The organism is Acinetobacter sp. V2, assembly GCF_001188385.1.
GTDB lineage: Bacteria > Pseudomonadota > Gammaproteobacteria > Pseudomonadales > Moraxellaceae > Acinetobacter > Acinetobacter oleivorans.
In genome coordinates this window covers 592,269-604,520 of the sequence record NZ_JZFB01000001.1, presented here as the reverse complement: position 1 = coordinate 604,520, position 12,252 = coordinate 592,269, and the positions used below count along the sequence as shown (strand labels likewise).

The following is a 12,252-nucleotide window of genomic DNA, read 5'->3' as shown; positions in this document are numbered from 1 at the left end:
TTTGTAATTGGCTCGAATTAATTCGAGCCAATTACAAAAATTAGTTTTGTTGCTTATATGGTCATTTAATATAAATTGCATTATTACATCTTTGCACTGTAATAATGCAGCATAAAACTGATAAAATTATCCTAACAGCGTAAAAATCGCCAATATGCTCATCAAAAAAATTTATAAGAGTCCGGGCCTTTCTTATAGTTAATTGGTTTTATAAAACCATCAACAAATCGTAAATATTCTGGTTTTCATACCTCAAACGGCTATTAACATTACTTTAAAGCTTGAGTAAGAACGTGAACCAATTGACTGTTTAAATCAATATACTATATTTGAAGTAATTCACCCCAATGTAAGCTGAGCAATCTAAAGGAATGAAATGACGCTTAAACAATTAAAAGCTTTTTTAGCTCTTGCACGTACCCTTAACTATGCCAATGCATCTTTAGAGCTACATCTAAGCCAGTCTGCTTTAAGTCTCACCATCAAGAGTTTAGAAGAAGAGTTAGGCGGTAAATTGTTTAACCGTAACACACGTCGCGTTGAGCTTACCCAAGAAGGTAAATCCCTGATTCCCTATGCTAAAAAATTACTCGCCAACTGGGATGAAATGGAAAATGATGTTAAACAACGTTTTAAGCTCAACCGTGGAACCTTAAGTATCGCCTCAATGCCCTTTGTGACTCATGCAATTTTACCTGAGGTGATTCATCAATTTTTAGAACTTCATCCCAACCTGAACTTTTCAATTCAAGATATTCCAAATGAAACTATTATAGAAAAAGTACAAGACGGTATTTTTGAACTTGGTATCTGCTTTGAACCTGATCTCACCGAGGGCTTAGAATTCAAGCCTCTGTTTGAAGAAGATTTCTTAGCTTTATTACCTAAGACTCATCCACTTGCTCAATCATCTTCTATTACATGGCATGAGCTCTGTTCAAATCCATTCGTGACCTTACAAAAACCGTCAATTGTTCGATATTTAGTTGAACAAAATTGTTTGCGAAATAATATAACGCTCGATTTAAAAGTTGAATGTCATCAAATTTCATCACTTTCAAGTTTTGTAGCTTATGGAATTGGAGTAAGTGCGATTCCAAGGCACTTTGCTAAACACATTGATAAAGAACATAACGTATTGATTGAATTAAAGGATGAATCTATTCATAAGACTGTAGGAATTGTTTATAAAAAGAACTTTGAAATTTCAAATATTTCGACTCAATTTATTGAGGCTTTAGTTCAATATAAATTTTAAAAAATTAAATACTGCATTTTAGGATGAGCTAAGCAGATACTTAAGCTAAATTTATTAATTATTATAATTTTCAATGCTATGAGATGATTTTTTAAAGTATTTTTCTTTATGTTCGTCTGATCTTTTGTAGGTAATTTGATAGCATTCATTGAATATACTCATTAATCCTTTAAAAAAATTAACTTCTATAACACGAATTGAGATGCTAAAACTAAGATTACTAAGGGATATAGGATAAGAATAGAATGAATAAAGTTTATGCCAATGCAGAGGCAGCACTGAAAGACGTTATTGCAGATAATCAAACACTTGCCGTTGGCGGTTTTGGTTTATGCGGAATTCCTGAAAAACTGATTGTTGCAGTTAAACAAAGTGGTGTGACTGGTCTTACTTGTATTTCGAATAACGCAGGTGTAGATGATTTTGGTTTAGGTATTTTGCTTCAAACCAAACAGATCAAAAAAATGATTTCTTCTTATGTGGGTGAAAATAAAGAATTCGAGCGCCAATATTTAAATGGTGAACTTGATGTAGAACTTACACCACAAGGCACTTTAGCTGAAAAGTTACGTGCTGGTGGTGCTGGAATTCCCGCGTTTTACACTCAAACTGGTGTAGGTACACTCATTGCTGAAGGTAAAGAAGAACGTACCTTTCATGGCAAAAACTACATTTTAGAAGAATCTTTAACGGCAGATGTTGCTCTTGTTAAAGCCTATAAAGCAGATAAAGCGGGTAATTTAGTATTTCGTAAAACTGCTCAAAATTTTAATCCTGAATGTGCGATGGCTGGAAAAATTACAATCGCAGAAGTTGAACAGGTTGTTGAAATTGGTGAGTTGGATCCGGATGAAATCCATTTAGCGGGTATTTATGTAAACCGTATTGTACTGAATGCATCACCTGAAAAACGCATTGAGCATAAAACTTTAAGCACGGAGGCAGTATAAAATGGCTTGGTCACGTAATGAAATGGCACAACGTGCTGCAAAAGAACTTGAAGACGGTTTTTATGTCAATTTAGGTATTGGCTTACCTACTCTAGTTGCCAACTATATTCCTGAAAATATTAATGTTTGGCTTCAATCTGAAAACGGCTTATTAGGTATTGGCGAGTTTCCAACTGAAGAAACTGTAGATGCTGATTTGATTAATGCTGGTAAACAAACAGTTACTGCTCGCCCTGGCGCTGCTTTTTTCTCAAGCTCAGAATCTTTTGCCATGATCCGTGGTGGCCATGTAAACATTGCCATTTTAGGTGCAATGGAAGTTTCTGAAAATGGTGACTTGGCTAACTGGATGATTCCAGGTAAGAAAGTTAAAGGTATGGGGGGCGCAATGGACTTGGTTGTTGGCGTACAAAAAGTTGTAGTGCTTATGGAACACTGCGCAAAAGATGGTACGCCAAAAATTGTGAAAAACTGTAGTTTGCCTTTAACAGGTAAAGGTGTGGTTCATCGTGTAATTACTGACCTAGGTGTAATGGACATTACTCCACAAGGTGTTGAGCTGATTGAACTTGCTAAAGATGTCACGCTTGAACAGATTCAAGCTGTTACAGGCGTCGAATTTTATAAAACATTAGTCGCATAAAATTAAATTTTTAGTAAGAAATATAAGACTTAAGTTAGAAAGTGAGCTTAAGTCTTAACCCTTTTAAGCACCGGATGTGCTGTCTATAAATAAGAACGAGAAGGATTTTTCAGCTATGGAAAAACAGCAAGGAATTTTTGAAAGATTTGCTCTTCGGATTAGTGACTGGTCTGAAAAATGGTTTCCTGATTCATATATTTTTGCATTACTCGGCGTCATTATCGTGTCAGTTGCCGCTTTAGGTATTGGTGCGCCAATTCACGATGTCGCGACTTCTTTTGGGAATGGTTTCTGGAGTCTTATTCCCTTTACCCTGCAAATGACTATGCTCATTATTGTAGGGTATGTCGTTTCTGTTTCTAAGCCCGTCAAATACCTCATCCAAAAAATGGCACGTATTCCAAGTTCTGGCCGTGGTGCTATTGTTTTGGTAGCAACGGTTAGTTTGTTAATTTCACTGGTCAATTGGGCAGTAAGCACGATTCTTACTGCACTTTTAGTGATCGCATTAGCGAAACGTAAAGAGCTGAACATGGATTACCGCGCAGCAGCTGCTGCAGCAATCATTGGTATGGGTGCAACTTGGGCACTTGGAATTAGCTCTTCAGCAGCACAACTTCAGGCAAATAAAACCAGTTTACCTGAGTCAATTTACAATCTGACTGGCGTTATTCCATTTACCGAAACGATTTTCCTTTGGCAATCAATTGCGATGACCATTATTTTGGTCATTGTTTCAATCGCCATTGCATATTTTTCAGCTCCAAAAGGCAATAATGTTAAAACGATTGATAGTTTTGATGTGCAATTTGAAGAAGACAAAACACATGAGGAGAAATCTAATCGTCCGGGCGATTGGTTAGAAAACTCGCCTATTTTAACGATTATTGTGGTTGCTTTAGGTGTAATTTGGATGTTTTTTGAATTTTCAAAAAGTAATCCAATCATTGCTATTTCAAGCTTAAACACATACAACTTTGTGTTCTTAATGCTTGGTCTAGCATTACATGGAACACCACGAAACTTCTTAAATGCTGTTTCAAAGGCAGTTCCAGCCGTATCAGGAATCTTGATTCAGTTTCCACTTTACGGAAGCATCGCCTTTATTATGACGCAAGCTTTAAACAGTCAGGATTTATCGCTGTCGCACTATGTTGCCGAATTTTTCGTTTCAATCGCATCAAAAGAAACCTTTGCAATTGTAATGGGAATTTACTCTGCCATCCTTGGGTTCTTCGTACCCTCTGGCGGTGGAAAATGGATTATCGAAGCGCCATATGTCATGCAAGCAGCAAATGATTTGAAAGTTCATTTGGGCTGGTCTGTACAAATTTATAATGCAGCCGAAGCTTTACCAAATTTAATCAATCCATTCTTTATGCTTCCAATGTTAGGCATTTTAAAACTAAAAGCAAAAGATGTGATTGGTTTTACAGTCACTCAGCTTGTTGTGCATTTTCCATTAGTTTTATTTTTATTGTGGTTCTTTGGAAGAACGCTTAGCTACACCCCACCCACTTTTTAATTTACTGGAGCTTTTAGTTTCGGCTAAAGGCAAATTTAACAAATACATCAATAAGAGATATTAAGATGAGTTCAATTGTTATAGTTTCAGGTAGCCGTACTGCAATGGGCGGTTTTCAAGGCAGCCTATCCGCTTTAACTGCACCAGAACTTGGCGCGGCTGTAATTCGTGAATCTATTCAACGTGCAGGTGTTGCACCTGACCAAGTAGATGAAGTTATTTTTGGTTGCGTATTGAGTGCAGGCATAGGTCAAGGTCCTGCTCGTCAGGCGATGCGTAAAGCTGGTGTACCAGATCATGTGGGTGCAGTCACCATTAATAAACTGTGTGGTTCTGCTATGAAAGCGGTGTTAATGGCTTCAGACACATTAAAAGCTGGTAGTGCCAATATTATTGTTGCAGGTGGCATGGAATCTATGACCAATGCACCTTATATTTTACCGAAAGCTCGCGGTGGTTACCGTATGGGACATGGTGAAATTAAGGACCATATGTTTTTAGATGGTCTTGAAGATGCAGAAACAGGCCGCTTAATGGGTTCTTTTGCTCAAGACATGGCAAACACCAAAGGTTTTACACGTGAGCAAATGGATAACTTTGCGATTTCTTCTTTGAAAAAAGCGCAAACTGCCATTACCGAAGGTTACTTCAAAGACGAGATTGTTCCTGTTGAAGTCAAAACACGTAAAGGTGTCGAAGTTATCGATCAAGATGAGCAACCATTAAAAGCTAATCTTGAGAAGATTCCAACATTGCGTCCAGCTTTTAGTAAAGACGGAACAATTACAGCTGCTAACTCAAGTTCCATTTCTGATGGTGCTGCTGCATTAGTACTTACCACAGAAGAATATGCTCAAAGCCATGGCTTAAATACTTTGGCGAAAATTGTTGCAACCTCTACTCACTCACAGCATCCAAGCGAATTTACCATTGCTCCAATTAGTGCAATTCAAAAAGTGCTTGAGCGCGCTGGCTGGTCTGTTGACGAAGTAGATGCTTGGGAAATTAATGAAGCTTTTGCAATGGTGGCAATGGCACCAATTCACGAACTCGGCATTGATGAAGCAAAAGTCAACGTACATGGTGGTGCTTGTGCTTTAGGACACCCAATTGGTGCAACTGGCTCAAGAATTATTCTTTCTCTTATCTATGCTTTAAAACGCCTAGGTAAAAAGAAAGGTGTTGCTGCGTTATGTATTGGTGGTGGTGAAGCTACAGCTGTCGCAATTGAAATCTAAAAATCAAACCACACAGAAGGTGTAAGAGTTTTTCTTACACCTTTTTTTAGACTTTAAAAAGTTCATAACAAGTTTGTCGGAACCATTTATGGCTACTTTTATGATGGCAAGACATATGCCAATGTTGTTTAACATCATAAGTTGGGAAGTCTAGAGGTGCTGGTAAAATCTGTAAATTTTCTCTCACCAATAAGACTTGGCTTAAATAATACGGCACCGTTGCGATTGCGTCTGTTTCTTGAACGACTAATCCTACCCCGAGATAGCTCGGTAATCGAATTAAAATATTTCGATCTAATCCTTTGTTCTGTAATTCATTTTTAATATGGTAGTGCCCGATTCCTGCATCAATATCAATATGATATTCACGCATATAATCATCTAAAGTAAAATTATTTGGGTCTAAACGAGGATGGCTCTTAGAGCTAATCACTACGTAATGCTGTTTAAAAAACTTTTGTTGATAAAAGCCTTCTTCTAATTGAGGTAAAAAGCCAATAGCAAGGTCGATTTCACCATTTGCCATTTGATAGCTAGTTTCTGGTGTAATCGGCCGAATATTCAAGCGAATTAAAGGTGCTTTCTCTTTTAAATAGTTGGTTAGTTGCGGTAATAAGACCAGATGAGACACATCTGTCATCGCAATTGTAAAAAGCTGATCAGAAGTTAGCGGATCAAAGTTCACACTAAAGTTATTAATGCTTTCAACTTTATCAATCACTTCACTAATAAGTGGAAAGATTTCTTTAGCCAATTCGGTTGGAATCATTTCATTTCCAACACGAATAAAAAGTGGATCATTAAAATGCTGACGGATTTTGTTCAGTCCATTACTAACACTCGGTTGTGTAAGGCCAATAGCCTCGGCAGCCATTGAAACGCTTTTAAACCGATAAATATGATAAAAAATATTTAGTAATCTACTATCTAGATCAAACAAAATTGTCTCCGTCTGGATCAAATAATCCATTCAAAAAGGACTGAAAACAGATATAACTTAGATAAAAATGCTAAATCTGTTTTTAGATTATTGATATATCGCCTAAATTAACAAAGAATCTAGACCATGGGCAATGCTTTATAAAGCCTTTCATCATAAAGACAAAAGCATTGCCTCTTTATTTGGTTACTTTGTATATAAATCTAGTGAATACAGCTCATATCGTTATAAATTTTTTAAAATTTAATCATGCTGAATTTGAAAACCTTTCCAAATTTGCTGGACTGATTTGTTATCACTCAAATTATTTTTAAAAATATAAATATCTTGAGGAAGACAATACTCATGATGATCTAACATGACCAGTTTTCCGTTAGCAAGATCTTCCTCAACATTAATTTTTGGAATCCATGCCACCCCTAGACCTTGTAATACAAGCTCCTTCAAATTAGTAGCATTATCAGTCTCGTATAAGGTTTTATAAATCAATTTACCTTCAATCAATTGATCTACCAATTTTCGCAAATAAGCATGTTTACTATAAGCAAGCAAAGAAAAATTAGTTTGAATTGTATGCTTAGGCGTATGATCCGCTTCGGTAGCTGAGACAGGAACAATCTCTGTTTCAGCAATCTTGATTCCACTTAAAATATCATCACCAACACGATTAATATTAGATCGATCTGCATAACAAATCATAAAATCGCAGGCACCTTCTTTTAAAAGAGATAAGCCCTCACCACTGTTCGTTGCGACAATTTCGATTTTTAAATCACGCATAAACGTTGGGAATTTTTTTAAAAAAGTCGTTAAAAAACCAGATGCTAATGAGTGGACTACACAAAAACGAATCGTAGATTCGGTTTCATTTTTGATGTTTTTAATCAGCTTGGCTGTTTCTTCTACCTGCTTCTCAATATTTTTAGACATGACCAACATAATTCGACCGATGTCTGTAAATTCAATATTATTTTTATTATTTCTAATAATGACTTCAGCTCCAATCATCTCTTCTATTTGCTGAATTCTACGCGTAAAAGCAGATTGGCTAATAAATCGTTTTTCGGCTGCTTTTGAAATAGAACGCTCTCGTTCAAGTGTCAAAAGGTCTTCTACCCAACGTACTTCTAAGTTCATTTTTGCATTCCCTTTTTATAGTTATGTCCTTAATTTGTCTGCTTGGGAAGCTGAATAAATAGCTGAATAGATGAATGAAAAATATAAAACATGGGAGTACCTGCAAAAATGCGATGGAAGGATGGCAAAGCCAAACGATAAAAGTAAGTATTTAATAATTCTGACATAGAAAAGAGTGTAAGAGAATAAAAGACTTTCATTTAGCGCAACAACTCATAAAAATATAAAATTATTATTCTAAAAATTATTTTAAATCAAAAAGTAAGGTTGATATAAATCAAGTAAATAACGATTTAAGTTTTAATAAAAACCAAAAATACCCTCATCGTTTTATCATGTCTTAATTTTAATAAAAAAAGTCCGCACCTTGGGGAAGAATACGGACTGTAAAACTAAAATTTTGCTAATTTGATTATTTCAGGATTTAAGCTTTCTGATCTAATCAATTAGTTCAAATCAGAAGATATATTTGCAGTATAGTTCAACTAAATAAACCTGACTATTCTACTAAAGTATCTATCCGAGATTGACCTGAAATAAATTTTTAATATTCACCAATCAGATAATATAGCTTTCTTGAAATTTCAACCATCATATTCGCTGTATATTGAGTAATTTCAAAAACTTGCTTTTTCTGCGGATTGAATACCATATTATCTTTTTCATCACTAAAAAAGATATAAGTGGTGTATTTATCCATGTGATGGATATGCTCTTTTAAGCTTACTTTTTCCCCAGAATTGGGATCATAGGCGATAAACTTCATTCTCATGAATTTTGTCTCTATACATACAGTCTTTTATCTAAATTTTAATAAAATTTAGATAAAACAATATTTTGATGGTTAATATAAAATAGTTAGGCTGAGTAACCGTGGCTATTTATAAGATATTGGTACAATACTATTGGCTTTGTTTACTGAACTTTCAGCAGAAGCAATCGATTGCTCCGCGTCTTTAAGTAAACGGGAAGTTTTAGACTCACTTTTCTCTTCACTATGAAAAAGTACATAGTATGTAAAACTACTCAAAATGATTAATGCGGCTGTGACTTTTAACATAAACTTAAAAACTAAGATTTTTTCGTATTATAGTGTCTTTTATGTGAAATGCATCACATTTTTATATAAATTTGTTAGACAAGCTACACTTCCGATTTAATTACCCTCATTAAATTAGTTGATATTTCACTTAAATTAACAAGTCTAAAATTTTGCATGCCACTCTTTTTCAAATTACATCTTCATTTAGTTCATCATCGAACTTTTTATTTTTAATTTATCTAAAAAATAAACCATTAATTTATAAAATAAAATTTAGATGTAATTCGTAAAGAAAAAAGTTTTTTTATTTTTAGGTTTAGAAAAGGAAAAAACTGATATGCAAAAAATGCATAATTAACTTGATAAATGCATTAGAAGTGAAGCATTTCGAAATCTAATATGAATTATCTACTCTACTAATTCGAAGTTTAATGATGAACGCTGAAATTACCACCCGTATTGAGAAGGATCTTATTGGTTATAGAGAAATCAATAATAATGATTATTACGGAGTTCAAACATTACGTGCTCTAGAAAACTTTAACTTAACACAAAGCAAAGTTGGAAATTTCCCTCATTTAATTAAAGCATTAGCAATGGTAAAACTTGCTTGTGCTGAAGCAAACTATAATCTTAAAAGCTTAGATCAAACTAAATTTGAAGCGATTGAATACAGCTGTAATCAACTTATTCGCGGTAATTTTCATGACCAGTTCCCGATTGATATGATGCAAGGCGGTGCTGGTACTTCAACCAATATGAATGCAAATGAAGTATTGGCGAATGTTGCTTTAGAATATATGGGACATTCTAAAGGTCAATATCAGTATCTACATCCTAATAACGACATTAACATGTCACAGTCAACAAATGACGTGTACCCTACTGCGATTCGCTTAGGTTTGTTATTAAGCTTAGATGAATTAAACCTTCCTTTTAATAATTTAATCTTAAGTTTCCGCAACAAGTCTCAAGAATTTGCTCACATCTTAAAAATGGGTCGTACTCAGTTACAAGATGCTGTACCTATGACCTTAGGTCAAGAGTTTGGTGCTTTTGCAGTAACTCTACAAAAAGATCTTGAACAGATTAATACGCTCATTCCAAATGTTCTAGCTTATATGAACCTTGGTGGTACCGCGATTGGTACAGGAATTACCACTGAATATAGTTACCGTGAACTTGCGATTCAAGCGCTTGGAAAAATTTCTGGTAAGAAAATTAAGTCTGCTCCTGACTTAATCGAAGCAACTTCAGATATGGGTGACTTTGTTCTTTTATCTGGTTTATTAAAGCGTACCGCGACTAAACTTTCAAAAATTGCCAATGACTTGCGTTTACTTTCAAGTGGTCCACGTACTGGTATCAATGAAATTAACTTAGAAGCACGTCAACCGGGTAGTTCGATCATGCCGGGTAAAGTAAACCCTGTTATTCCTGAAGCGATGAACCTTGCTTGCTTCCAAATTATTGCAAATGATTTGGCTGTAACTTTAGCTGCTGAAGCTGGTCAATTACAGTTAAATGCAATGGAACCACTTATTGCATTCAAACTATTTGAATCTATGGATTTGCTTGGTAACGCGATGGCAATGTTCCAAAGTAAATGTATTGATACGATTACGGCAAACCCTGAACACTGTAAAGCTTTAGTTGAAAACTCGATTGGTATTGTGACTGCACTTAACCCATATTTGGGTTATGAAACTACAACTCGTATTGCTAAAACTGCAAACGAAACTGGACAAAGTGTATTGGCACTTGTTCAGAACGAAGGCTTATTATCAGCACAAGTGCTTGATGATATCTTGTCGATTAATAATATGGTTAAACCAAAAATGTCGGCTTAATTCCTGAAAATAAAAAAGGAGCTTTTATAAGCTCCTTTTTTATTTGTTCTATATTTTAAAAACTGAAAGTTGTAGAGAACTGGGCTGTACGTGGATTACCTAAGAATAAATAGTCATCCCCCATAAATGCCCCTACATCACGCCAATATTTCTTATTAAATAAGTTATCAATATTGAATCTCAAGGTCGTGTCATGCCCAGCAAAATTTGTTTTATAGGCAGCACCAATATTAAAGACACTGTATCCGCCTACTTTTGCCGTTCCCTCTTTGTTTGCATATTTACTGCTACTGTATTGTATACCACTGAGTAATCTTAACCCTTCAACTGAAGGTACTTTATAAGATAACTGCGCAGTTGCGCGGACTTTCGGCACATTTTGAGTTTGATGACCTTTGTAGCTGTCATTATCAATATCAACAAGACGAGATTTGGTATAGGTAACGCCTGAACTTACGTCGAGTGTATCGGTTAAAGCACCCGTTAAACCTAACTCAATACCTTGGTTGTGTTGTTCGCCTTGTTCAACAAATTCTAACTTACCTTCAGAATTTGTATTCGTATACTGATTATCTTGTTTTAAATCGAAAACTGCTGCTGTTAATAAAAAGTTGCGTATTTGTTGCTTAACACCAAGTTCATATTGTTCAGAATTTCTAGGTGATAGGACTTGATAAGCATTCGCTTCTGCATACCATGGAGCTTCACCACCATCTGATAATCCTTTCGCATATGAAGCATAAAGATTAGTCTTAGCAGTTGGGTTATACATAAGCGCTAATTGCGGTAAAAACTTATTTAAATCTGTGTCTCGGCTTTGCTGCCCATCCGGCTGATAGGCTTGCTCATCAAGGTGAATAAGTTTTCCACCCAATAAAGTTGACCATTGATCGTTAAATTGAACTCGGTCAGATACAGTAAATGCAGTCTGATTGCTTTCCAGAGCTTTAAAACGATTACCTAATTTTTCAGTTGGCATTTGAAAGTCTGGTTTATCAACATAAATATTGCCAATTTCATTTTTAATAAGTTGATTGCTCGGATCATAACGCTTCAGGTTTTTACGTGTATTTTGCAATTCAAAAGCTACCTGATGCTGAATATTACCCGTCTTGAATTGACCCTCTAACCCAGCAGAAAACTGATTAGTTATACGTGTGTCATCTGGGCTACGATAGTCATAAAGATCATAGTTGCCATCTTTATCGAATACCGCGAGTGGATTACCCGATGAGTAATAACTTCCATAAGGAAACACAATATAATCATCAATCACAACACGGCTTTGAGACGCACTTAAGCTACCATTCCATTGATCGTTAAATGCATATTGATATTTTAAACTCGCATTTACACTGTTATTTACAACTGGTTTACTCCAAGACTGATACCCCAATAAACGGTCTTGATCTACATTTGTTGGTACTTCTTGCCCATCAAGCAGTTGATAGCCCGGTACTGAGCGTTGGCTTTGATGCTGAGCTTCAATATCAAACAGTAATTTAGAGCGATCATTAATTTTCCAGTCTAAAGCAACAGAACCAAACTCACGCTTACCATTTGCATGATCAACATTTGGATGAATACTTTCATGCGCTAAATTGATTCGATAGCCAAAATTATCATTTAAAAAGCCGCCTACATCCGTTGCAAGTGTATAGCCACCTTC

The 12,252-nt window shown here is 35.4% G+C and carries 11 protein-coding genes; 6 read left to right on the top strand and 5 right to left on the bottom strand.

Features of this window, described 5'->3' with window-relative positions; all coding sequences use genetic code 11:
• Positions 1–376 precede the first annotated feature (376 nt).
• From UC75_RS02810 to UC75_RS02790, 5 genes are all read left to right on the top strand, one after another.
• Positions 377–1,258, top strand: coding sequence for a LysR family transcriptional regulator (locus tag UC75_RS02810; RefSeq protein ID WP_005305071.1), 882 nt, complete (start codon positions 377–379; stop codon positions 1,256–1,258).
• A gap of 245 nt (positions 1,259–1,503) precedes the next feature.
• Positions 1,504–2,208, top strand: coding sequence for a CoA transferase subunit A (locus UC75_RS02805; RefSeq protein ID WP_004792489.1), 705 nt, complete (start codon positions 1,504–1,506; stop codon positions 2,206–2,208).
• 1 nt (position 2,209) lies between these two features.
• Positions 2,210–2,851 (top strand): 3-oxoacid CoA-transferase subunit B, encoded by a 642-nt coding sequence (locus UC75_RS02800; protein ID WP_004792490.1) that lies wholly within the window; start codon positions 2,210–2,212, stop codon positions 2,849–2,851.
• Positions 2,852–2,966: 115 nt separating this feature from the next.
• Positions 2,967–4,376, top strand: a complete 1,410-nt coding sequence (locus tag UC75_RS02795; protein WP_049836602.1) for a short-chain fatty acid transporter — start codon at positions 2,967–2,969, stop codon at positions 4,374–4,376.
• A gap of 65 nt (positions 4,377–4,441) precedes the next feature.
• Positions 4,442–5,614, top strand: a complete 1,173-nt coding sequence (locus UC75_RS02790; RefSeq protein ID WP_049836601.1) for a thiolase family protein — start codon at positions 4,442–4,444, stop codon at positions 5,612–5,614.
• A 46-nt stretch (positions 5,615–5,660) separates the two neighbouring features.
• Here UC75_RS02790 and UC75_RS02785 read toward each other — a convergent pair whose 3' ends face one another.
• From UC75_RS02785 to UC75_RS02770, 4 genes are all read right to left on the bottom strand, one after another.
• Positions 5,661–6,554: a LysR family transcriptional regulator gene (locus UC75_RS02785; protein ID WP_049836600.1), complete on the bottom strand. Its 894-nt coding sequence runs from the start codon at positions 6,552–6,554 to the stop codon at positions 5,661–5,663.
• A 243-nt stretch (positions 6,555–6,797) separates the two neighbouring features.
• On the bottom strand, positions 6,798–7,691 hold the full coding sequence (locus UC75_RS02780) for a LysR substrate-binding domain-containing protein (protein WP_049836599.1): 894 nt from the start codon (positions 7,689–7,691) through the stop codon (positions 6,798–6,800).
• 544 nt (positions 7,692–8,235) lie between these two features.
• The gene (locus UC75_RS02775; RefSeq protein WP_080645707.1) at positions 8,236–8,457 is read right to left on the bottom strand and encodes a hypothetical protein; all 222 of its coding nucleotides are present in this window, start codon (positions 8,455–8,457) and stop codon (positions 8,236–8,238) included.
• Between the two features lie 111 nt (positions 8,458–8,568).
• Positions 8,569–8,751: a hypothetical protein gene (locus UC75_RS02770; RefSeq protein WP_049836598.1), complete on the bottom strand. Its 183-nt coding sequence runs from the start codon at positions 8,749–8,751 to the stop codon at positions 8,569–8,571.
• Between the two features lie 413 nt (positions 8,752–9,164).
• Here UC75_RS02770 and UC75_RS02765 point away from each other — a divergent pair, with 413 nt between their 5' ends.
• Complete coding sequence (locus tag UC75_RS02765; RefSeq protein ID WP_004792497.1) at positions 9,165–10,583, top strand: aspartate ammonia-lyase; 1,419 nt, start codon at positions 9,165–9,167, stop codon at positions 10,581–10,583.
• 55 nt (positions 10,584–10,638) lie between these two features.
• On the opposite strand, the gene UC75_RS02760 is transcribed toward UC75_RS02765, so the two are convergent.
• A partial coding sequence (locus UC75_RS02760) for a TonB-dependent siderophore receptor (protein WP_228137040.1) occupies positions 10,639–12,252 on the bottom strand: 1,614 nt, incomplete at its 5' end.